The organism is Streptomyces sp. NPDC002463 (assembly GCF_042889835.1).
Lineage (GTDB): Bacteria > Actinomycetota > Actinomycetes > Streptomycetales > Streptomycetaceae > Streptomyces > Streptomyces nymphaeiformis.
This window is the reverse complement of record NZ_JBIARL010000002.1, coordinates 206,383-228,620: the sequence shown is the minus strand read 5'-3', so window position 1 is coordinate 228,620 and position 22,238 is coordinate 206,383. Positions and strand designations below refer to the sequence as shown.

Genomic DNA, 22,238 nt, shown 5'->3' with positions numbered 1-22,238 from the left:
CCGCCGTGGAGGCGGAACCGATTACTTGATCATGTAGATCGTGGCGAAGAGGCCGATCCAGACGACATCGACGAAGTGCCAGTAGTAGGACACGACGATGGCGGCGGTTGCCTGCTCGTGAGTGAACCTCTTGGCGGCGTACGTCCGGCCGAGGACCAGCAGGAAGGCGATGAGACCGCCCGTCACGTGCAGGCCGTGGAAGCCGGTGGTCAGGTAGAACACCGAGCCGTACGGGTTGGAGGACAGCGAGAGGCCGTCCGTCTTGACCAGCTCGGTGTACTCGAAGACCTGGCCGCCGATGAAGATCGCACCCATCACGAACGTGATCACGAACCACGTCCGGAGCTTCTTCACATCGCCCCGCTCCGCGGCGAAGACGCCGAGCTGGCAGGTGAGGGAGGAGAGCACCAGGATCGTGGTGTTGGTCGCCGAGAACGGGAAGTTCAGGGCCGAGGCCTGTTCTTCCCAGAACTCGGGGCCCATCACCGATCGCAGGGTGAAGTACATCGCGAAGAGGGCCGCGAAGAACATCAGCTCGGAACTCAACCAGATGATGGTTCCGACGCTGGTGAGGTTCGGTCGATTGACCGACGGGTGCGCGTGCCCTGTTTCTACTGTCGTTACTGTCGCCACGACCGACATTATGTCGGTCGCTTATCCCGCCCTCACTCCGGGGGGTGCCGTTCGGAGTGTCAGAGGGGTGTGTCCTGCCCGAACGGCCCAGCGCCGGGGCCGCCGAGCACCGTTCGAACAGGTGTTGAACGGGTGTTGACGGGGTGTGGAGCGGAGTAGCATCCGGCGCATCGATCGACGACCTTCCCACGGACTTCCCCACGGAGGAACGATGCAGTCGAGTGCCACGGTCCTGGTCTACAGCGACGACGCGAACACCCGCGCGCAGGTGCGGCTCGCGGCCGGGCGCAGGCCCGCGACCGACGTTCCCCCGGTCGAGTTCGTGGAGTGCGCGACGCTGCCGGCCGTGCTCAAGCGCCTCGACGAGGGCGGGATCGACGTGTGCGTGCTCGACGGCGAGGCGGTGCCCGCCGGAGGCATGGGGGTCTGCCGGCAGATCAAGGACGAGGTCTTCCACTGCCCGCCGGTGCTGCTGCTGATCGGGCGCCCGCAGGACGCCTGGCTGGCCACCTGGAGCCGCGCGGACGCCGCGGTCACTCTTCCGGTGGAACCGGTCGAGTTCGCGGCGTCCCTGGCGGCCCTGCTGCGCTCGCGCCTGTCGATCGACGCGTGAGCGGGCGCCCGCGTTAGTCAGATCGAGGGCCTCAGATTGGCCTTCTCGGTGGTGGTCGCCGGGTCGCCGGCGGCCTCCACCAGGGCGCTGCCCTGGCGCCACTTGCTCCACTCCATGTTCCAGTCGCCGAAGCCGTTGCCGAAGGTGTCCATCGTGTCGCCGATGCTGTTGACGACGCGGACGACGTCCCCGGGGCGGACGGTCTCGTAGAACCAGGCCGCGTTCTCCGTCGACATGCCGACACAGCCGTGGCTGACGTTCTCCACGCCCTGCGAGCCCACGGACCAGGGGGCCGCATGCACGTACTCGCCGCTCCAGGTGACCCGGGTGGCGTAGTACACGGGCAGGTCGTACGAGTCGGAGCTGCCCTCCGCGATGCCGATGCTGGTGCCCCGCATCCGGACGTAGTACTCCTTGCCGAGCACCACCTTGATGCCGTTTCGGGTGGAGAAGCCGGGCTTGCCGGTGGTCACCGGAATGGTGTTGATCACTTCTCCGTTGCGCTTCACGGTCATCTGGTGCGTCTCGGCGTCCGTGACGGCCTCGATCCGGTCGCCGATCTTCAGCTTCAGCGCCTTGGAGGCGCCGCCGTAGAGCTTGTCGCCGACCTTGAGGCCGTCCAGGTTGCCGGTGACCGTGACGAGCGCCCCGGCCGGCCAGTACTCCTCCGGACGGAAGTGCAGGTTCTTGTCGTCCACCCAGTACCAGGAGCCCTCGACGGCGGGCGTGGAGCGGACCTTGAGGGCCCGTTCGACGATCGCGCGCGAGGACCGGTCCTTGACGGGGAGGCTGAGCTCCGCCGTGATGGGCTGTCCGACGCCGTACGTGCCCGCCTCCGGCCCGAAGGTCACGGTCAGGGCCCGTTTGGCCGGAGCCGTCTCGAAAGTGAACGTACGGGCGCCTGGAGCGCCGTCCTCGTCCTCGGTGGCCACGTGGACCGTGTAGCGGGCGCCGGCCGCCAGGGAGGCCGTGGAGCGCCAGCGCTGTCCGTCCGCGGTGAGTTCGCCGGCCAGGTGGTGGCCGGAGGCGTCGATGGCGGTGACGTCGGTGATCCGGGCGTCGTCGTCCTTGGCGGTGATCTCCAGGGGCTTCTCCGGGTCCGCCTTGGCGCCGTCGGCGGGGGCGTTGACCGCGAGCTGGTCCGCCGCGTCGTAGGCCTTCTCCGACAGCGGGTGGCTGTCGGAGCCGGCGCAGGCCGTGGCGCCGGCGGTGACGGTGACGGCCAGAAGAGTGCAGCTCAGAACAGTCCGAATGCGCGGCGTGTCGTTCATGACTTCACGCTAAGGACGATCCTCGCGACCGGCGCGTCGAGTGCTGCAAAAGAGGGGCCCGGACGCTTCGGTGACGAAGTGTCCGGGCCCCTCGGTGTGCTCCGGTGCGGAGCGGGGTACCGCTACTGGTTCTGGTTCTCGCCGCGGTAGAACTCGAAGACCCAGCCGAACAGGCCGACGAGGATCAGCGGGGCGGAGAAGTACAGGATCCACCAGCCCATCGCGATCGCGAGGAAGGCGAGCGCGCCACCGACGGCCAGCGAGAGCGGCTGCCAGCTGTGCGGGGCGAAGAAGCCCACCTCACCGGCCTCGTCCGCGACGTCGGCCTCCTTGTCGTCCTGCGCCATCGCGTCGACACGCTTGGCCGTGAAGGCCAGGTAGTAGCCGATCATGATGGACAGGCCGAAGGCCAGGAAGAGCGCCGTCGTACCGACCGGCTCCTTGGACCAGACGCCGTACACGATCGCCATGGCAAGGATGAAGACGCTCAGCCAGATGAACATCTTGCCCTGGATCTTCACTTGCCGGCCTCCTTGCTGCCCGTGAGGGCCGCGGCCTCGTGCGGCTTGTTCTCGAGCTGGTCGAGAGCGGCGATCTCAGGGTGGTGCAGGTCGAACGCCGGGGATTCCGAACGGATCCGCGGCAGGGTGAGGAAGTTGTGCCGCGGCGGCGGGCAGGACGTCGCCCACTCGAGCGAACGGCCGTAGCCCCACGGGTCGTCGACCTCGATCTTCTTGCCGTACTTGGCGGTCTTCCAGACGTTGTAGAAGAACGGCAGCATGGACAGACCGAGCAGGAACGAGGAGATCGTCGAGATCGTGTTCAGCGTGGTGAAGCCGTCGGCGTTCAGGTAGTCCGCGTAACGACGCGGCATGCCCTCGGCACCGAGCCAGTGCTGCACCAGGAACGTGCCGTGGAAGCCCACGAACAGCGTCCAGAACGTCATCTTGCCGAGGCGCTCGTCGAGCATCTTGCCGGTGAACTTCGGCCACCAGAAGTGGAAGCCGGAGAACATCGCGAAGACGACGGTGCCGAAGATGACGTAGTGGAAGTGCGCCACGACGAAGTACGAGTCCGAGACGTGGAAGTCCATCGGGGGCGAGGCCAGGATGACGCCGGTCAGACCACCGAAGGTGAAGGTGATCAGGAAGCCGACGGCCCAGAGCATCGGGGTCTCGAAGGACAGCGAGCCCTTCCACATCGTTCCGATCCAGTTGAAGAACTTCACGCCGGTCGGTACGGCGATGAGGAACGTCATGAAGGAGAAGAACGGGAGGAGCACGCCACCGGTGACGTACATGTGGTGCGCCCACACGGTCACGGACAGACCGGCGATCGCGATGGTCGCGGCCACCAGACCGATGTAGCCGAACATCGGCTTACGGCTGAAGACCGGGATGACCTCGGAGATGATGCCGAAGAACGGCAGGGCGATGATGTACACCTCTGGGTGTCCGAAGAACCAGAAGAGGTGTTGCCAGAGCAGTGCTCCGCCGTTCGCCGCGTCGAAGACGTGGGCACCGAACTTGCGGTCCGCCTCCAGGGCGAACAGCGCGGCCGCCAGGACCGGGAAGGCGAGCAGGACCAGGACACCGGTCAGCAGCACGTTCCAGGTGAAGATCGGCATGCGGAACATCGTCATGCCCGGAGCGCGCATGCAGATGATCGTGGTGATGAAGTTGACCGAACCGAGGATCGTGCCGAAGCCGGAGAAGGCCAGACCCATGATCCACATGTCGGCGCCGACACCCGGCGAGCGGACGGCGTCCGACAGCGGGGAGTAGGCGAACCAGCCGAAGTCGGCCGCACCCTGCGGGGTGAGGAAGCCGGCCACCGCGATGATCGAGCCGAAGAGGTACAGCCAGTACGCGAACATGTTCAGCCGCGGGAACGCCACGTCGGGCGCGCCGATCTGCAGCGGCATGATCCAGTTCGCGAATCCGGCGAACAGCGGCGTCGCGAACATCAGCAGCATGATCGTGCCGTGCATCGTGAACGCCTGGTTGAACTGCTCGTTCGACATGATCTGCGTGCCCGGACGGGCCAGCTCGGCGCGCATGAAGAGCGCCATGAGTCCGCCGATGATGAAGAAGACGAACGACGTGACCAGGTACATCGTCCCGATCGTCTTGTGGTCGGTGGTGGTCAGCCACTTGATGACCACGTTGCCGGGCTGCTTGCGCCTGACGGGCAGCTCGTTCTCGTACGAGTCCTCGGCTGCGGAGGTCTGGGTTTCGTCGTGGATGCTCACAGTTGGTGCTTCTCCGCATTCCTGGCCGGGTCCGACTGCACGATGCCAGACGGGATGTAGCCGGTCTGCCCCTTCTCGGCCAGCTCCTTCAGGTGCTGCTGGTAGCGCTCCGGGGAGACCACCTTGACGTTGAAGAGCATCCGGGAGTGGTCGACACCGCACAGCTCGGCGCACTTGCCGAGGAAGGTGCCTTCCTGCGTCGGAATGACCTCGAAGGCGTTCGTGTGACCCGGGATGACGTCCTGCTTCATGAGGAAGGGGACCACCCAGAACGAGTGGATGACGTCACGGGAGGTCAGGACGAAACGGACCTTCTCGCCCTTCGGCAGCCACAGGGTCGGGCCCGGGTTGCCGGTCTGCGGGTTCCGGTCGCCGGGGACGCCGGCGTCGTAGACACCGCCCGCGTTCTCCGGGAAGTCCGCGAGGAACTTGTCCGGGAGCGAGGCGAGGTTCTTGTCCGTCTTGGCGTCACCCTTCACACCGGGCACGTTCTCGACGTAGTTGAAGCCCCAGCTCCACTGGTAGCCGACCACGTTGACCGTGTGGGGCGGCTTCGGGGTGAGCTCGAGGAGCTTCGACTCGTCGCGCGCGGTGAAGTAGAAGAGCACCGAGACGATGATGAGCGGGGTGACCGTGTACAGCGCCTCGATGGGCATGTTGTAACGGGTCTGCGGAGGTACCTCGACCTTGGTCCGGCTGCGCCGGTGGAAGATGGTGGCCCAGAGGATCAGGCCCCACACCAGGATGCCCGTGATGAGGGCGGCGGCCCAGGAACCCTGCCACAGGGAGAGGATCCGAGGCGCCTCTTCCGTGACGGGGGTGGGCATGCCAAGGCGGGGGAAGTCTTCCCAGTTGTACGAGCAGCCCGTGGCTGTCGCCAGGATCAGGCCCGCAGTCAGCACCTGCGGCAGCTTCCGCCGCATCGGGCGCCGCGACGAGCGGTCGGAGCCGTTGGGACTCACGTAGCGCCTTCCCGAGAGTCTCGGCCCGCAGTGGTCGGCCACGGCCGTCCGTCTCGCTGGTCGGTCGCCGCCCCGGCCGCGGGCAGGGGTTTGGATGTTTATGCGGACCAAACCCTACTGGACGCTATTTGGGGTCGCGCGGGGAGGGTGCCCAACGCGCCGTCCGAGCCCCCGAAGGGGTGGACTCCGACCCTCCGGAGGGGGGTCGGGGAGGCCCGTTCGGGGGGCTGGCGGCGTGGTGGGGCAGGGTGGTGACGGGGGGTCATGGAGGGGCGGGGCCTCCGGTGGCCGGGGGGTCATGGAGGAGCGGGGGCCTCCGGTAGCCGGGGGGTCAGGGGACGCGGGCACTCCGGTCGCCGCCCTGCCGCAGGGGACGCGGCCGCCCTGGCGGGCGTTCACCCGGGCCGGCGAGGGACGCCGACCCTGTACCGGCGAGGGGCGCTCGCCCAGGGGCCTGCCAGGGGCGTCCCGTCGCAGGGCCTACCGTGGGCGGATGCCGTACTTCGACGCCGCGTCCGCCGCTCCGCTGCACCCCGTCGCCCGTCAGGCGCTGCTCGCCTCCCTCGACGAGGGCTGGGCCGACCCGGCCCGGCTGTACCGGGAGGGGCGGCGGGCCCGGCTGCTGCTCGACGCGGCCCGGGAGGCCGCGGCGGAGGCCGTGGGGTGCCGGCCGGACGAGCTCGTGTTCACTCCTTCGGGGACGCGCGCCGTTCACGCCGGAATCTCCGGCGCGCTCGCGGGGCGTCGGCGTGTCGGAAACCGGCTCGTCGTCTCCGCGGTCGAGCACTCCTCCGTCCTGCACGCGGGCGAGACGCACGCGGCGGCGGGCGGCACGGTGACCGAGGTGCCGGTGGACCGGTCGGGGGCCGTGGACGCGGACGCCTTCGCGGCGGCCCTCGTCCCCGGCACGGCCCTGGCGTGTCTCCAGTCGGCCAACCACGAGGTGGGGACCGAGCAGCCGGTGGCCGAGGCCGTCGAGGCCTGCCGGGCGGCGGAGGTGCCGCTGCTCGTGGACGCGGCGCAGTCGCTGGGCTGGGGCCCGGTGGCGGGCGGCTGGTCGCTGCTCGCGGCGAGCGCGCACAAGTGGGGCGGGCCGGCGGGGGTCGGGCTGCTCGCCGTACGAAAGGGGGTCAGGTTCGCACCGCAAGGCCCCTCCGACGAACGGGAGTCGGGCCGGGCCCCGGGCTTCGAGAACCTGCCCGCGATCGTGGCGGCGGCGGCCTCGCTGCGGGCGGTCCGGGCGGAGGCGGAGGCCGAGGGGGCGCGGCTGCGGGCGCTCGTGGACCGGATCCGGGCACGGGTGCCTCAGCTGGTGCCGGACGTGGAGGTGGTGGGCGACGCGGAGCGCCGGCTCCCCCATCTCGTCACGTTCTCCTGCCTGTACGTCGACGGGGAGACGCTGCTGCACGAGCTGGACCGGGAGGGTTTCTCCGTTTCGTCCGGTTCGTCGTGCACGAGCTCGACGCTGACGCCCAGCCATGTGCTGCGCGCGATGGGGGTGCTGAGCGAGGGGAACGTCCGGGTGTCGCTGCCGGCGGGGACGTCGGAGGAGGACGTGGACCGCTTCCTCGCGGTGCTGCCTGAGGTGGTGGCGGGGGTACGGGAGCGGCTGGGCGCCCCCGTCTCCGCGTCGTCCGCGCCGGCGCCCTCGGGCTCCCTCGTCGTGGACTCCCTGGGCAAGCGGTGCCCGATCCCGGTGATCGAACTCGCGAAGGTGATCGGCGAGGTGCCGGTGGGCGGGACGGTGACGGTCCTCTCGGACGACGAGGCGGCGCGGCTCGACATTCCGGCGTGGTGCGAGATGCGGGGCCAGGAGTACGTGGGCGAGTCGCCGTGGGCGGGGGGCGGCACGGCGTACGTCGTCCGCCGGACCTCATAGCGCCCCGCGCCCGCCCGTTGTGGGCCTGCGGCCCGCCCGTTGTGGGCATGCGTTCCGCCGGGGCGGAACGGGTGGGCACAACGGAACGGCGCCCTTGCCGGCGCCAGAGGCCCCCGCGCCCTGACCCGCACCTGACGTGCGCCGCACTCGTGGTGCGGGTCCAGGCACGGAACGCGGAGGCGCCGCTGAAGGCGCCGTCCCGTGTGCCCACCCTCCCCCGAGCTCTCGGCTTCGCTCGAGCAGGGGGGACCCCCCTCGCCCCAGCGGGACGCCTGCCCACACGGGGGGGGTGGCCCGGGGCATCGTCCCGGCGGGCGCGGGCACACGGGGGTGGGCCGGGGCGCCGCCCCGCCGGGTGCGGGCGCAGCCGGGCGGGGCAGGCTCGGGCCCCGGGGGCGTCAGGCCAGGTGGGGGTGGATCTCCGTGGCCGCTTCCTCGCCGTACGCCTTCGTGAAGCGCTCCATGAAGTGCGCCCGCCGCAGCGTGTACTCCTGCGTGCCCAGCGTCTCGATGACCAGCGTCGCCAGCATGCAGCCGACCTGCGCCGCCCGCTCCAGGCCGACGCCCCAGGACAGGCCCGTGAGGAAGCCCGCGCGGAAGGCGTCGCCGACGCCGGTGGGGTCGACCTTGGCGGTCTCCTCGGCGCAGCCGACCTCGATGGGGGTCTCGCCGACCCGCTCGATGCGGACGCCGCGCGAGCCGAGGGTGGTGATGCGGTGGCCGACGCGGGAGAGGATCTCCTCCTCGGTCCAGCCGGTCTTGGACTCGATGAGGCCCTTCTCGTACTCGTTCGAGAAGAGGTACATGGCGCCGTCGAGCAGCGTGCGGATCTCCTCGCCGTCCATGCGGGCGATCTGCTGGGAGAAGTCGGCGGCGAAGGGGATGGACCGGGTCCGGCACTCCTCCGTGTGGCGGAGCATCGCCTCGGGGTCGTCGGCGCCGATGAGGACCAGGTCGAGCCCGCCCACGCGGTCGGCGACGGCCTTGAGCTCGATCAGCCGGGCCTCGCTCATCGCGCCGGTGTAGAAGGAGCCGATCTGGTTGTGGTCCGCGTCGGTGGTGCAGACGAAGCGGGCGGTGTGCAGGACCTCGGAGATCCGCACGGAGGCCGTGTCGACGCCGTGGCGGTCGAGCCAGGCGCGGTACTCGTCGAAGTCGTAGCCGGCCGCGCCGACCAGGATCGGGTTGCCGCCGAGCTGTCCCATGCCGAAGCAGATGTTGGGGGCGACACCTCCCCGGCGCACGTCCAGGTTGTCGACGAGGAAGGAGAGGGACACCGTGTGGAGCTGGTCGGCCACGAGCTGGTCGGCGAACCGGCCGGGGAAGGTCATGAGGTGGTCGGTGGCGATGGAGCCGGTGACTGCGATACGCACGGCGGGGCGCTCCTGCGGGAAGGCGGTAATGACAGTTCACGCTACCCGTTGGGTGGTGTCCTGCCGAACAGTGGAAACTACCCCAGAGTAGGTCTTTTCCCTGGAGTGGTGCGGTGCATACGGTGCGCCCATGACCATGTACCCCGCTCCCCGAGAGCGACACGAGTCCGAGTTGAGCCTCGCCCAGCTGCGCGGGGACGGCGCTCGGATGGCCCCCCACTGGGTCACCCCGGTCTCCCCCGAGCCCGTACGGGTCTCCCCCGCGTCGATCCACGGGGTCGTCGTCCCGGCGGCCTCGGCGCGGCTGATCGACGCCACCACCGAGTACGGAGGCTGACGGAGGGAACCGTCCGCGCGTCCGCTCCGTCCCATCGGCGTCCGGTCGAGACGAGGGAGCGTTGCGGTGAGCGGTACGGAGAACGTGCGGAGGCGACGGAACGTCCTGGCCGCCTCGGTGGCGGCGGGTGTGCTGCTCGCCGGGGGCGGTGGCGTCTATCTGGCCGTCGCCGCGACGGCGCCGGGCGAGGGCACGCCGGCCGCGTCGGCGGCCAAGGCCGCCGACGCGGCCGGGACGCCGGCGCCGCCGCGCCCGGAGGCCGGCGGCGGTACGGGCGGCGTTCACGGGATCGCGCCCGGTGAGCCCGACCCGAGCGGCGGTTCGCGCGGGACGGTCTACAAAGCCAAGGGCCCCCTCCCCCATGGGCCCTCCTCGGCCGCGGTCCACCGGCCCGAGGGCCTGGTCACCTCGGCCGAGGTGACCAGGCTGGCCGAGGCGCTCGGGATCGAGGGCCGGCCGGTCCTGGTCGGGGACGTCTGGACGATCCGGCCCGAGAAGGACGGTCAGGGTCCGCGCCTGGACGTGGCGAAGGCGGCTCCCGGCAGCTGGACGTACTCCTGGTACGACGGCGGCCCGGCCGGCGACGCCTGCCTCAAGGGCCCCGCGTGCCCGCCCCCGGGTCAGGCGAAGCCCCCGACCGCGGGCCGTACGCCGGTGAGCGAGGCCGCGGCGAAGGCGGCGGCCGTCCCCGTCCTGAAGGCCCTCGGCCAGGACGACGCGAAGGTGGACGCGACCCAGGTGATGAACGGCTCGGTGCGGGTCGTCAACGCCGATCCGGTGGTGGACGGGCTGCCGACCTACGGCTGGTCGACGGGGCTGCACATCGGCTCGGACGGCCGGCCGGTCGCCGGGAGCGGGACGCTCAAGGCGCCGGTGAAGGGCGACACGTATCCGGTGCTCGGGGCGGAGAAGGCGCTCGCGGAGCTGAACGAGGCCTCGAAGGGCACCGGCCCGGTCGGCATCGGCGGCTGCGCGACCGACCCGCCGGCCGGAGCCGGGGTCGACGGGAACGGCAAGGAGAGCGGGAAGCCCGCCCCCGCCGTGCCCTGCCGGACCTCCGGGGACATCGCGCCGCCGGTCGAGGTCCCGGTGACGGGTGCCGTCTTCGGGCTGGCCGCGCGGGACGTGGCGGGCGAGCGGCAGCTCGTACCGGCGTGGCTGTTCACGGCGGACCCGGTGGACGCGGCGCCGTACACGGTGGTGGAGCCGGCGGTGGCCCGTGAGCACCTGTCGCCCCCGGACGAGGGCACGGCGCCGGCCAGCCGGATCGAGTCGTACCGGACGGCGGAGGACGGCAGGAAGCTGACGGTCACCTTCTGGGGCGGGGTGTGCAGCACGTACACCGCGAAGGCCGTGGAGACCCCGGAGAAGGTGACCGTGCGGATCGACGAGAAGTCCGACCCCGGGCGGGCCTGCATCATGATCGCCAAGGAGATCACGCTGACCGTGACGCTGCAGAGCCCGCTCGGCGACCGGCCCGTGGTGGACGCGGCCAGCGGGCAGGCCGTGCCGCGGCGCTGAGCGCGCCCGGGTACGCGTGAGGGCGGCGGCTCCGGGAATCCCCGGGGCCGCCGCCCTCAGCCACGTACAGGCTTAGCTGAACGAGTCGCCGCAGGCGCAGGAGCCCGTGGCGTTCGGGTTGTCGATCGTGAAGCCCTGCTTCTCGATCGTGTCGACGAAGTCGATCGACGCGCCGCCCAGGTACGGGGCGCTCATGCGGTCGGTGACGACCTTGACGCCGTCGAAGTCCTTCACGACGTCGCCGTCGAGCGAGCGCTCGTCGAAGAACAGCTGGTAACGCAGGCCGGAGCAGCCGCCGGGCTGAACGGCGACGCGCAGGGCCAGGTCCTCACGGCCTTCCTGGTCGAGGAGGGCCTTGACCTTGGCCGCGGCGGCGTCGGACAGGAGGATGCCGTCGCTGACAGTGGTCTTCTCGTCCGATACGGACATCTGCTTCTCTCCCGGTGTGTACGGAGACTGCTTGCCGACGGTTGCAACCGACGGTGCCCCGGAATCATTCCGGGCCGAGCAAGGGTCTTTCCTTCTTTCATGCTCGCACACCCTGTCCAGGAGCGCGGACAGCGAATTCGTCACATCGACACTATGGACATCGTCAATCTGACGTGAACCGGTTATGATAGATAGCGTCATTTCGACGAAAAGGTTTCCCCGAAGAAAGGGTGCGTGACGTGACCACCGCCCAGCCCCTGGATGTCCAGCCGACGCCGCTCGCCCTGCTCCTGCTCGGCCGCGAGGCCGACCCGAAGAGCGAGCGCGGCGTGGAGTGTCCTGGCGATCTCCCGTCGCCCTCCGACCCTGACCTCGTGGAGCGTGCCCGCGCCGCGAAGGAGAAGCTCGGGGACAAGGTCTTCGTCCTCGGCCACCACTACCAGCGCGACGAGGTCATCCAGTTCGCCGATGTGACCGGTGACTCCTTCAAGCTCGCGCGCGACGCCGCCGCCAAGCCCGAGGCCGAGTACATCGTCTTCTGCGGTGTGCACTTCATGGCGGAGTCCGCCGACATCCTCACCGGCGACGAGCAGAAGGTCGTCCTGCCCGACCTCGCGGCCGGCTGCTCGATGGCCGACATGGCCACCGCCGAGCAGGTCGCCGAGTGCTGGGACGTGCTGACCGAGGCCGGCATCGCCGAGCAGGTCGTGCCCGTCTCGTACATGAACTCCTCGGCCGACATCAAGGCCTTCACCGGCAAGCACGGGGGCACGATCTGCACCTCGTCCAACGCCGAGCGCGCCCTGAACTGGGCCTTCGAGCAGGGCGAGAAGGTGCTGTTCCTGCCGGACCAGCACCTGGGCCGCAACACCGCCGTCCGCGACATGGGCATGTCCCTGGACGACTGCGTGCTCTACAACCCGCACAAGCCGAACGGCGGGCTCACCGTCGAGGAGCTGCGCGCCGCCAAGATGATCCTGTGGCGGGGCCACTGCTCGGTGCACGGGCGCTTCTCGCTGGACTCGGTGAACGACGTGCGCGAGCGCATCCCGGGCGTGAACGTGCTCGTCCACCCCGAGTGCAAGCACGAGGTCGTCGCCGCCGCGGACTACGTGGGCTCGACCGAGTACATCATCAACACCCTGGAGGCGGCCCCGGCCGGTTCCAAGTGGGCGATCGGCACGGAGCTGAACCTCGTCCAGCGGCTGGCGAACCGGTTCGCCGACCAGGGCAAGGAGATCGTCTTCCTCGACAAGACGGTCTGCTTCTGCTCGACCATGAACCGCATCGACCTCCCCCACCTGGTGTGGACGCTGGAGTCCCTGGCCGAGGGCAACCTCGTCAACCAGATCCAGGTCGACAAGGAGACGGAGAGCTTCGCCAAGCTGGCGCTTGAGCGGATGCTGGCTCTGCCGTAACGATTCCCCGTACAGGCATCGGCTCCTCGTACGGAGACACGGAAGGGGCGCCCCGCACGCTGCGGGGCGCCCCTTCGTCATGCCGTACGGATCAGACCGCGGCCGGCTCCTTGGCCTGCGGCGGGACCGCGGCGTCGCCGCCCGCCTTCTTCTCCCGCTTCGCCGCCTTCTTCTTCGCGCGGCGCTCCTTGCGGAGCTCCACCATCGCGTAGAGCGTCGGGACGAGGAGGAGGGTGAGCAGCGTCGAGGTGATCAGACCGCCGATCACCACCACGGCCAGCGGCTGGGCGATGAAGCCGCCCTCGCCGGTGACGCCGAGGGCCATCGGCAGCAGGGCGAAGATCGTCGCCAGGGCGGTCATCAGGATCGGGCGGAGCCGGTGCCGGCCACCCTCGATCACCGCTTCGACGACGCCCAGGCCCTGCGCCCGGTACTGGTTGATCAGGTCGATCAGGACGATCGCGTTGGTGACGACGATGCCGATGAGCATCAGCATGCCGATCATCGCCGGGACGCCCATCGCCGTGCCGGTGGCCACGAGGAGACCGATCGCGCCGGTCGCGGCGAACGGGATCGAGACCAGCAGGATCAGCGGCTGGATCAGCGACCGGAAGGTCGCGACGAGCAGCATGAAGACGATCGCCACGGCGGCGAGCATCGCCAGGGCCATCTTGCCGGTGGCCTCGGACTGGTCCTGGGAGACGCCGCCGATGGAGGCGGTGGCACCCTCGGGCAGGTCGAGCGCCTTGATCTTCGTCTGGAGCTCGGCGCTCACCGCACCGGTGTTGTCCGTGGTCGGCTTGGCCGTGATCGTGGCCGCGCGGGCGCCGTCGATCCGGGTCATGGAGACCGGACCGGGCACCAGCTCGACGTGCGCGATGTCGCCGAGCTTCACCGGGCCGAGCGGCAGCGCCTTCAGCGCGGCCAGCGTGGTGGCCGGGTGGGCCGAGGTGATCAGGACGTCCCGCTCGGTGTCGTCGAGGATCGCCTTGGCGGCCGGGGTGCCGTGCACCGCCTGGGCGACGACCATGCCGAGGCTGGTGTCGTCGAAGCCGGCGTCGGCCGCCTTCTCGTTGGCCCGGACCGAGATCCGCGGCACCGACTGGGACAGGTCGCTCTGCACGTCGGAGACGTTCTTCAGCTTGGTGACGGCCTGCGTGACCTGCTCGGCCGCCTTCTTCAGGATCGCCGGGTCGGCGGCCTTGACGACCACGCTGAGGTCCTGGTTGCCGAAGCCGTCACCGGCGGCGACGGTCGTGTCGCCGATGCCGTCGAGCTTGCCGAGCGCCTCGTGCAGGGCGTCCCGGGTCTTCTCGTACGAGGCGGAGTCCTCCAGGGTGACCTGGTACGACGCCTGGTTGGAGCCGGTGCCGCCGCCGAAGGCCGCCATGAAGCCGGAGGAGCCGACGGTGACCTGGTAGTCCTTGACGCCCTCGGTGCCGGCGAGGACCTTCTCGACCTTCTTCGCGGCCTCGTCGGAGGCGGCGAGGCTGGTGCCCGGGGCCAGCTTCTGCTTGACCGTCAGGACCTTCTGCTCGCCCTGGTCGAAGAAGTTGGTCTTCAGGAGCGGCGCCATGCCGAAGGTGCCGAAGAGGACCACGAGGGCGATGACGACGCTGGTGAAGCGGCGCCGGGTGGCGAACCGCAGCACCGGGACGTACGCGCGCTGGAGACGGCTCTTCGTCTCCTTCTCCTCGGCCAGTCGGCGGGCCTCCTCCGGGTCCGCGGAGGTGCCCTTGGGGGCGCGCAGGAACCAGTACGACAGGACCGGGACGACCGTCAGGGAGACGAGCAGCGAGGCGAGCAGCGCGGCGGTGACGGTGAGGCTGAAGGAGCCGAACAGCTCGCCGATCATGCCGCCGACCAGGCCGATCGGCAGGAAGACGGCGACGGTGGTGAGGGTCGAGGAGGTGACCGCGCCGGCGACCTCCTTGACGGCGGTGATGATCGCGGCCTGCCGCTCCTCGCCGTATCCGAGGTGCCGCTTGATGTTCTCCAGGACCACGATCGAGTCGTCGACGACCCGGCCGATGGCGATGGTGAGCGCGCCGAGCGTCAGCACGTTCAGGGACAGGTCGCGGGTCCACAGCACGATCAGGGCGAGGACGACCGAGAGCGGGATGGAGACCGCGGTGACCAGCGTGGAGCGCAGCGAGGCCAGGAAGACCAGGATGACGAGGACGGCCATGACGAGGCCGAGCGCACCCTCGGTGGTGAGGCCGGAGATCGACTTGGCGACGGCCGGGCCCTGGTCGGAGACCACGGTCAGCTCGGCGCCGGCGCCGAGGTCCTTGCGCAGCTCCGGCAGCTTGTCCTTGACCGCGTCGGAGATGGCGACGGCGCTGCCGTCCTTGTCCATGGTGGCCAGGACGGCGAGGCTGGGCTTGCCGTCGGTGCGGGTCAGGGAGACCGGGGTGGCCTCCGTCTGCTTCACGGTGGCGACGTCGGCGAGGCGGACCGCCTTGCCCTTCTCGGGCTTGATCCGCAGGTCCTGGATCTGCTGCAGCGAGGTGTAGCCGCCGCCGACCTGGACGGTGCGGCTCTTGCCGGCCTCGGAGAAGGCACCGGCGGGCATGGTGCCGCCGCCGTTGCGGATCGCCTCGGCGAGCTTCATCGGGCTCAGGCCGGCCGCGGCGAGCTTGCGGTCGTCCGGGGTGACGGAGACCTGGAGGTCGCGCACGCCGTCGACGGTGACCTGGGCGACGCCGTCGATGTCCTCCAGGGCGGGGACGACGGTCCTGTCCAGCTGGTCGGCGAGCGCCTGCTGGTCCTTGTCGGAGGTGACGGCGAGCACGACGGTCGGGATGTCGTCGGTGGAGCCGGCCACCACCTGCGGGTCGACCGCGTCCGGCAGCTGGGCGCGGGCCCGGTTGACGGCCTGCTGGACGTCGGCGACGAGCTGCTTGGTGCCCTCGTCCCCGTAGTCGAAGCTGGCCATGATGACGGCGCTTCCCTCGGAGGCGGTGGACGTGATGCCCTTGATGCCGTCGACGGCCTTGAGGTTGTTCTCCAGCGGCTGGACGACCTGCTTCTCGACCACATCGGGAGAGGCGCCCTGGTAGGGGGCGAGGATCGAGACCATCGGCAGCTCGATCGAGGGGAACAGCTGCTGCTTCAGCTGCGGGATCGCGATCGCCCCGAACACGATCGCGACGATGGACATCAGCCCGATCAGGGCCCTTTGCGCGAGGCTGAATCTCGACAGCCAGGACATGGGGTCTCTCTTCTGTGGCGTACTCGTCGGCAGGCGGGAGCAGCCAAGACCCCGGCCCGGACCCGCTGGATCCGCCCGGAGGTGCCCCCCGTCCCTACGATCTGCCATCAAGCGCCGAAAGTCCTCGACCCCCGGGTCCAATTCCTTATCCCGCGCATACTCCGTCTGGAGTACGAGCTCACTCCACCCGCGGGCGTACGAGACCGGACTCGTAGGCCGTGACCACCAGCTGGGCCCGGTCGCGGGCGCCCAGCTTGGCCATCGTCCGGTTGACATGCGTCTTCACGGTGAGCGGGCTGACGTCGAGCCGCTCGGCGATCTCGTCGTTCGACAGGCCGCCCGCGACGAGGACGAGGACCTCGCGCTCCCTGGCGGTGAGCGCGGCGAGCCGCTCGGTGCGGGCGTCGCCCGCCGCGTCCGCGGGGTCGGCGCCGGGGCCCTGGGCGAGGAAGGAGGCGATCAGGCCCTTGGTGGCGGCCGGCGAGAGCAGCGCCTCCCCGGCGTGGGCGATGCGGATCGCGCCGAGGAGCTCCTCGGGCTCGGCGCCCTTGCCGAGGAAGCCGGAGGCGCCGGCGCGCAGCGACTGCACGACGTACTCGTCGACCTCGAAGGTGGTCAGCATGACGATCCGTACGTCGGCGAGCTCGGGGTCCGCCGTGATCATCCGGGTGGCGGCGAGGCCGTCCGTGCCCGGCATGCGGATGTCCATCAGGACGACGTCGGGCCGGGTGGACCGGGCCAGCGCGACCGCGCCGTCGCCGTCGGGCGCCTCCCCGACCACCTCCATGTCGGGCTCGGAGTCCACCAGGACCTTGAAGGCGCTGCGCAGCAGGGCCTGGTCGTCGGCGAGCAGTACGCGGATGGTCATGCGCGGTCCTCCCCCGTGCGGGACGTCACCGGCAGTATGGCCTGGACGCGGAAGCCCCCGCCGTAGCGGGGGGCGGCGGTGAGGGTGCCGCCGAGCGCGCCGACCCGCTCCCGCATGCCGAGCAGTCCGTGGCCGCCGACCGGGGGCTGCTCGGCGGCCGGGGGCGGGACGGCGGGGGGCGTGCCGTTGTCGAGGACGGTGATCTCGACCGTACGGCCCACCTTGACGACGCTCACCTCGGCCTTCGCGTCCGAGCCCGCGTGCTTGCGGACGTTGGTCAGGGCCTCCTGCACGATCCGGTACGCGGCCAGGTCGACGGTCGCGGGCAGCGTCAGGCCCTCGTCGGCGCGGGCCAGGGCGACGGGGAGACCGGCCTTGCGGAAGCTGTCGAGCAGCCCGTCGAGGACCGCGAGGCCCGGCGCGGGCTCGGTGGGGGCCTCCGGGTCGCCGGACTGACGCAGCAGGCCGACGGTGGCGCGCAGCTCGTCCAGGGCGGAGCGGCTGGCCTCGCGGACGTGCGCGAGGGCCTCCTTGGCCTGGTCGGGGCGCTTGTCCATGACGTGGGCGGCGACGCCGGCCTGCACGTTCACCAGGGCGATGTGATGGGCGACGACGTCGTGGAGGTCGCGGGCGATCCGCAGCCGCTCCTCGGCGACCCGGCGGCCCGCCTCCTCCTCGCGGGTGCGCTCGGCCCGCTCGGCGCGCTCCGTCATCGCGTCGATGAAGGCCCGGCGGCTGCGGACCGCGTCCCCGGCGGCCGCCGCCATCCCGGTCCAGGCGAAGACACCGAGGTTCTCCTGCGCGTACCAGGGGGTCGGGCCGAAGGCCATGGCGGCGACCGTGAGCACCGCCATCGTGGCGAGGCCGACCCGCCAGGTGGTGGGGCGGTCGGTGCGGGCGGCGACCGTGTAGAGCGCGATGACGGCGCTCATCGCGATCGGGGCGGGCCGGTTGTCGTCGATGAGCTCGAACAGGGTGATCGTGACGGTGAACGCGAGCACCGCGAAGGGCTTGCGCCGGCGGCACACCAGCGCGGCGGCCCCCGCGATCATGACGACCACGCCCAAGGCGCTGGGCGCCTTGTCCCCGAAGGTCGGCCCGTCCGGGCTGCCGTGCGGGTCGGTGAACGACCCGGCGACCATCGCGACGAGCGCGCCGACGGCGATCACGGCGTCGAAGGCGAGCGGATGCGCGCGAAACCAGTCACGCGCGCGGACGTAGGGGGTGCCGGTGGCGGGGCCGGGTGGGGTCACGGGGACAACGGTACGACCCGCGCCGGTGCGGGCCGCCGCACCGGGCGGCGGCCCGCAGCCGCTTCAGCCGGGGATCAGGCCGTCGCCGGAGAGCATCTCGCGGACCTCGTCCAGGGTCGCGTCCGGGGACGGGAGGATCAGTTCCGAGGGTTCCAGGGCGTCGTCCGGGAGCGGCTCGCCGAGCCGGCGGACGGCGTCGAGGAGGGCACCGAGCGTGCGCCGGAACCCTTCCTCGTCCCCCGACTCCATCTCCGCGAGCAGCTCGTCGTCGAGCGCGTTCAGCTCGGCGAAGTGGCTGTCGGCCAGCTTCTGCTGGCCCTCCCCCATGATCCGTACGATCATGACGCGTCCTGTCTGTCGCCGAGGCCGAAAGCTACTTCTCGAAGCGCGGGTGGGACTGCTGCTGATCGCGGTCCTGCGGCGCCGCCGCGCCACCGCCCTCGATGGCCTGCTGCTGCGCCGAGGGGCCACCGGCCAGCTCGGCCTTCATGCGCTGGAGCTCCAGCTCGACGTCCGTACCGCCGGAGAGGCGGTCCAGCTCGGCCTGGATGTCGTCCTTGCCCAGGCCCGACTGGTCGTCGAGCGCGCCCGAGGCGAGCAGCTCGTCGATCGCGCCGGCGCGCGCCTGGAGCTGGGCGGTCTTGTCCTCGGCCCGCTGGATCGCGAGGCCGACGTCGCTCATCTCCTCCGAGATGCCGGAGAAGGACTCGGCGATCCGGGTCTGCGCCTGGGCCGCCGTGTAGGTCGCCTTGATGGTCTCCTTCTTGGTGCGGAAGGCGTCCACCTTGGCCTGCAGACGCTGGGCGGCGAGGGTGAGCTTCTCCTCCTCGCCCTGCAGCGTCTGGTGCTGCACCTCCAGGTCGCTGACCTGCTGCTGGAGCGCGGCCCGGCGGGACAGCGCCTCGCGCGCCAGGTCCTCGCGGCCGAGCGCGAGCGCCTTGCGGCCCTGGTCCTCCAGCTTGGCGGACTGGCCCTGCAGCTGGTTCAGCTGCAGTTCGAGCCGCTTGCGGGAGGTGGCGACGTCGGCGACACCCCGCCGCACCTTCTGCAGCAGCTCCAGCTGCTTCTGGTAGGAGTAATCGAGCGTCTCGCGCGGATCCTCGGCCCGGTCAAGGGCCTTGTTCGCCTTCGCGCGGAAGATCATCCCCATACGCTTCATGACACCGCTCATGGGCTTCGCGCGCCCCCTTCTGACGGACTTCGGCTCCAGCTCTCCAACAGGATCCACAGTACGGGCCCTGCTTCCATTACCGCACTGTTCGGAGCGGGATGCGCTCCTCCCCAAGGACGACTGCGCGGGGTGTTCCCTCCCGCGCAGGGAGTAGGTGGATCTCGGGGAGACCCTCTCCGTCCTCGCGTACGTACGCCCCAAGACGCAGTCCGTTAGCGGATCGTTCCCGGCCCGCATGGGGTTCATGCCCGCCACCCCGTACCCTTGGGTTTTGTGTTCCGTAGCCGTTCGAAGGACGAGAAGGCCCCCACCGACAAGGTGACGGCGGACCTCTCCAGCAAGCAGTCCCGCGACCCCGAGGCCCCCAAGGGCCGCCCGACTCCGAAGCGGAGCGAGGCGCAGTCCCAGCGCCGGCGTGCCGCGACGGTGCCGACCGACCGCAAGGAGGCCGCCAAGCGTCAGCGCGAGGCACGCCGCTCGGACCTGGCCCGGCAGCGCGAGGCGCTGGCCAGCGGCGACGAGCGTTACCTGCCCGCCCGCGACAAGGGTCCGGTCCGCCGTTTCGTGCGCGACTTCGTCGACTCGCGGTTCGTGATCGCCGAGTTCTTCCTGCCGATGGCCGTGGTGATCCTCGTGCTGTCGCTGTTCGGCAACGCCAACCGTGCTCTGCAGAACATCTCCCTGCTGCTGTGGCTCGGTGTGATCGTCCTGATCGTCATCGACTCGATCGGCATCTGGATCCGTCTGCGGAAGCAGCTGAACGAGCGCTTCCCGAACGAGCCGAAGCGCGGCGCCATCGCCTACGGCCTGATGCGCACGCTCCAGATGCGCCGACTGCGTCTGCCGAAGCCGCAGGTCAAGCGCGGAGAGCGGCCCTGAGCGCCGACAGCTCGGAGTTCGACGGGCGCGCGTTCGGCGAGGCCACGTCGGAGTCGGGCGGCCCTGTGCTGCCCGTCGTCGCGCACTGGCCCGCCGGTCCCGGCGGGCTGCGCGACACCATCCGGCAGGAGATAGTCGCCCGTCAGCTCGACGAGCAGATAACCAGCCGCTACCCGGTGGGGCAGCGGCTGCGGATCCTCGACGCGGGCATGGGGCAGGGCACCCAGGCCCTGCGCCTCGCCCGCGCCGGACACACCGTGACCGGCCTGGAGGCCGATCCGGACCTCCTGAAGGCGGCCCGTGAGTCGCTGGCGACGGAGCCCGCCGGGATCCGCGAGCGGGTCCGGATGATCGAGGGCGACGGACGCGAGACCGGGGTGCACTTCCTGCCCGGCAGTTTCGACGTGGTCCTCTGCCACGGTGTGCTCATGTACGCGGACGAGCCCGACGCGCTGCTCGCGGGCCTGGCCCGGATGCTGGCCCCCGGCGGCCTGCTGTCCCTGGTCGTGCGGAACGCGGAGGCCCTGTCCATGCGGCCGGGGCTCGCCGGGGACTGGTCGGGCGCGCTCGCGGCCTTCGACTCGGACGTCTACACCGACGACAACGGCGTGAAGGTGCGGGCCGACCGGCTCGACGCGCTCACGGCGACGCTCGCGGGGATCGCGGCGCCGCTGCACGCCTGGTACGGGGTACGGGTCTTCACCGACGACGTGCCGGCCGACGCGGGCCTGCCGGCCGCCGAGGAGCTGGAGCGGCTGCTCGCCGCCGAGGACCGGGCCGGGCGCACGGAGCCGTACCGGCGGATCGCGGCGCTGCTGCACCTGTGCGGGGTACGGGGTTAGGGCCCTGGTCGCGCACCCCTGATCGGGTGCGCCCGCCGGGCCGGGGGCAGGGCGGAATCGGATACTCCGGACATGGACGTCTTCCGTGCCCATGCTCGTGTCCGTGCCCGTCGTGCCCTTCTCCCCCTCGCCGCCGGGGCCTGCGCCGTCGCACTGGTCGGCGGCTGTTCCTCCGCCGGGGGCACGGCCGCACCGGAGCGCTCCACCCAGACGCCGGTGCCGCACGTCTCCAACGAGCTCCAGGACGACTACCAGACCGTCATCAAGAACGTCCTGCCGTCGGTCGTCCAGATCGAGGCGTCGAACAGCCTCGGCTCCGGGGTCGTCTACGACGACAAGGGGCACATCGTCACCAACGCGCACGTGGTCGGCCAGGAGAAGAGCTTCAAGGTCACGGCGGCGACCGGCGGGCAGTCCGTGACGGCACGACTCGTCTCCTCGTACCCCGAGCAGGACCTCGCCGTGCTCAAGCTGGACACCGTGCCGCAGGGGCTGAAGGCCGCGCGGTTCGGCGACTCCGCCGAGGTCGACATGGGGCAGATCGTGCTCGCCATGGGCTCCCCCCTCGGCCTGTCCGGCAGCGTCACCCAGGGCATCGTCTCCGCGACCGGCCGCACGGTCAGCGAGGGGCAGGACGGCGGTGGGACGGGCGCGACCATCGCGAACATGGTCCAGACGTCGGCCGCGATCAACCCGGGCAACAGCGGGGGCGCCCTCGTGAACCTCGACAGCGAGGTCATCGGCATCCCGACGCTCGCCGCGACCGACCCCGAACTCGGCGGCGGCTCGGCGCCCGGCATCGGCTTCGCGATCCCCGCGTCGATGGTGCGGACGGTCGCGGACCAGATCATCAAGAACGGCAAGGTGACGGACTCGGGGCGGGCGGCGCTCAACATCACCGGCCGTACGGTCCTCGACGACAACTACGAGCCGGCGGGCGTCGCGATCGTCGAGGCCCCGGCGGACGGGGCGGCGGGGAAGGCGGGCCTGAAGCCGGGCGACGTGATCACCCGCCTCGGCGAGACCGAGATCACGACGATCACGTCGCTGTCGGAGGCGCTGGCGGCGATGCAGCCGGGGGACGAGGTGACGGTGGAGTACGTCCAGAACGGCACACCCCACAAGACCCAGGTCACGCTGGGCGAGCTGTAGGAGCGGGGCGCGGGGGGGGGGGGGGGCCCCGGGGCCCCCCCCCCCCCCCCCCCCCCCGCCCGCCCCCCCCCCCCCCCCCCCCCCCCCCCCCCCAACACCCCCCCCCCCCCCCCCCGCCCCCCCCCCCCCCCCCCCCCCCCCCCCCACCCCCCCCCCCCCCCGCGCGGGGGCC

General features: G+C 71.0%; 20 protein-coding genes. 8 read left to right on the top strand and 12 right to left on the bottom strand.

Going from position 1 to position 22,238, the window contains the following annotated elements; genetic code table 11:
- Positions 1-21: 21 nt before the first annotated feature.
- Positions 22-642, bottom strand: coding sequence for a heme-copper oxidase subunit III (locus tag ACFYX3_RS06175; RefSeq protein WP_389008679.1), 621 nt, complete (start codon positions 640-642; stop codon positions 22-24).
- 202 nt (positions 643-844) lie between these two features.
- Between ACFYX3_RS06175 and ACFYX3_RS06170 the strand changes: the two genes are divergently transcribed.
- A complete protein-coding gene (locus ACFYX3_RS06170; protein WP_123451510.1) occupies positions 845-1,246 on the top strand; it encodes a hypothetical protein in 402 nt (133 codons plus the stop codon).
- A 17-nt stretch (positions 1,247-1,263) separates the two neighbouring features.
- Here ACFYX3_RS06170 and ACFYX3_RS06165 read toward each other — a convergent pair whose 3' ends face one another.
- The 4 genes from ACFYX3_RS06165 to coxB all read right to left on the bottom strand — a co-directional run bounded on the left by ACFYX3_RS06165 (position 1,264) and on the right by coxB (position 5,730).
- A complete protein-coding gene (locus ACFYX3_RS06165) occupies positions 1,264-2,517 on the bottom strand; it encodes an Ig-like domain-containing protein (protein WP_389008675.1) in 1,254 nt (417 codons plus the stop codon).
- 122 nt (positions 2,518-2,639) lie between these two features.
- Positions 2,640-3,038, bottom strand: a complete 399-nt coding sequence (locus ACFYX3_RS06160; protein WP_376594080.1) for a cytochrome c oxidase subunit 4 — start codon at positions 3,036-3,038, stop codon at positions 2,640-2,642.
- Positions 3,035-4,768, bottom strand: a complete 1,734-nt coding sequence (gene ctaD, locus ACFYX3_RS06155; RefSeq protein WP_376594079.1) for a cytochrome c oxidase subunit I — start codon at positions 4,766-4,768, stop codon at positions 3,035-3,037. The genes ACFYX3_RS06160 and ctaD overlap by 4 nt, the downstream gene beginning before the upstream one ends.
- Positions 4,765-5,730 carry a cytochrome c oxidase subunit II gene (gene coxB / locus ACFYX3_RS06150; protein ID WP_389008671.1) on the bottom strand — a complete coding sequence of 322 codons (966 nt, stop codon included), beginning with the start codon at positions 5,728-5,730 and terminating at the stop codon, positions 4,765-4,767. Before coxB ends, ctaD begins: the two co-directional genes overlap by 4 nt.
- Before the next feature lie 493 nt (positions 5,731-6,223).
- On the opposite strand from coxB, the gene ACFYX3_RS06145 reads away from it, so the two are divergent.
- A complete protein-coding gene (locus ACFYX3_RS06145) occupies positions 6,224-7,609 on the top strand; it encodes a cysteine desulfurase/sulfurtransferase TusA family protein (RefSeq protein WP_389008668.1) in 1,386 nt (461 codons plus the stop codon).
- Positions 7,610-8,007: 398 nt separating this feature from the next.
- Here ACFYX3_RS06145 and ACFYX3_RS06140 read toward each other — a convergent pair whose 3' ends face one another.
- Complete coding sequence (locus ACFYX3_RS06140; RefSeq protein WP_389008665.1) at positions 8,008-8,982, bottom strand: carbohydrate kinase family protein; 975 nt, start codon at positions 8,980-8,982, stop codon at positions 8,008-8,010.
- A gap of 130 nt (positions 8,983-9,112) precedes the next feature.
- On the opposite strand from ACFYX3_RS06140, the gene ACFYX3_RS06135 reads away from it, so the two are divergent.
- Together ACFYX3_RS06135 and ACFYX3_RS06130 are read left to right on the top strand one after the other, a co-directional pair.
- A complete protein-coding gene (locus ACFYX3_RS06135; RefSeq protein WP_359518245.1) occupies positions 9,113-9,319 on the top strand; it encodes a hypothetical protein in 207 nt (68 codons plus the stop codon).
- A gap of 66 nt (positions 9,320-9,385) precedes the next feature.
- Positions 9,386-10,840, top strand: coding sequence for a hypothetical protein (locus ACFYX3_RS06130; RefSeq protein ID WP_389008660.1), 1,455 nt, complete (start codon positions 9,386-9,388; stop codon positions 10,838-10,840).
- A gap of 72 nt (positions 10,841-10,912) precedes the next feature.
- On the opposite strand, the gene ACFYX3_RS06125 is transcribed toward ACFYX3_RS06130, so the two are convergent.
- Positions 10,913-11,269 carry an iron-sulfur cluster assembly accessory protein gene (locus ACFYX3_RS06125; protein WP_015033024.1) on the bottom strand — a complete coding sequence of 119 codons (357 nt, stop codon included), beginning with the start codon at positions 11,267-11,269 and terminating at the stop codon, positions 10,913-10,915.
- 239 nt (positions 11,270-11,508) lie between these two features.
- On the opposite strand from ACFYX3_RS06125, the gene nadA reads away from it, so the two are divergent.
- Positions 11,509-12,687, top strand: a complete 1,179-nt coding sequence (gene nadA, locus ACFYX3_RS06120; protein ID WP_184930039.1) for a quinolinate synthase NadA — start codon at positions 11,509-11,511, stop codon at positions 12,685-12,687.
- A gap of 91 nt (positions 12,688-12,778) precedes the next feature.
- Here the strand turns inward: nadA and ACFYX3_RS06115 are convergent, their stop codons facing one another.
- The 5 genes from ACFYX3_RS06115 to ACFYX3_RS06095 form a co-directional block, all read right to left on the bottom strand.
- Positions 12,779-15,901 (bottom strand): efflux RND transporter permease subunit, encoded by a 3,123-nt coding sequence (locus tag ACFYX3_RS06115; protein WP_389008655.1) that lies wholly within the window; start codon positions 15,899-15,901, stop codon positions 12,779-12,781.
- A 178-nt stretch (positions 15,902-16,079) separates the two neighbouring features.
- Complete coding sequence (locus ACFYX3_RS06110; protein WP_376594911.1) at positions 16,080-16,769, bottom strand: response regulator; 690 nt, start codon at positions 16,767-16,769, stop codon at positions 16,080-16,082.
- Positions 16,766-18,022: a sensor histidine kinase gene (locus ACFYX3_RS06105; RefSeq protein WP_389008651.1), complete on the bottom strand. Its 1,257-nt coding sequence runs from the start codon at positions 18,020-18,022 to the stop codon at positions 16,766-16,768. The genes ACFYX3_RS06110 and ACFYX3_RS06105 overlap by 4 nt, the downstream gene beginning before the upstream one ends.
- Before the next feature lie 63 nt (positions 18,023-18,085).
- On the bottom strand, positions 18,086-18,364 hold the full coding sequence (locus ACFYX3_RS06100) for a hypothetical protein (RefSeq protein WP_389008648.1): 279 nt from the start codon (positions 18,362-18,364) through the stop codon (positions 18,086-18,088).
- A gap of 31 nt (positions 18,365-18,395) precedes the next feature.
- On the bottom strand, positions 18,396-19,193 hold the full coding sequence (locus ACFYX3_RS06095; RefSeq protein ID WP_359518231.1) for a PspA/IM30 family protein: 798 nt from the start codon (positions 19,191-19,193) through the stop codon (positions 18,396-18,398).
- A gap of 273 nt (positions 19,194-19,466) precedes the next feature.
- On the opposite strand from ACFYX3_RS06095, the gene ACFYX3_RS06090 reads away from it, so the two are divergent.
- The 3 genes from ACFYX3_RS06090 (at position 19,467) to ACFYX3_RS06080 (ending at position 22,066) form a co-directional block, all read left to right on the top strand.
- Positions 19,467-20,072, top strand: a complete 606-nt coding sequence (locus tag ACFYX3_RS06090) for a DUF3043 domain-containing protein (protein WP_389008645.1) — start codon at positions 19,467-19,469, stop codon at positions 20,070-20,072.
- Positions 20,073-20,137: 65 nt separating this feature from the next.
- Positions 20,138-20,914 carry a methyltransferase domain-containing protein gene (locus tag ACFYX3_RS06085; RefSeq protein ID WP_359518225.1) on the top strand — a complete coding sequence of 259 codons (777 nt, stop codon included), beginning with the start codon at positions 20,138-20,140 and terminating at the stop codon, positions 20,912-20,914.
- A 72-nt stretch (positions 20,915-20,986) separates the two neighbouring features.
- On the top strand, positions 20,987-22,066 hold the full coding sequence (locus ACFYX3_RS06080) for a S1C family serine protease (RefSeq protein WP_389008641.1): 1,080 nt from the start codon (positions 20,987-20,989) through the stop codon (positions 22,064-22,066).
- Positions 22,067-22,238: the final 172 nt, after the last annotated feature.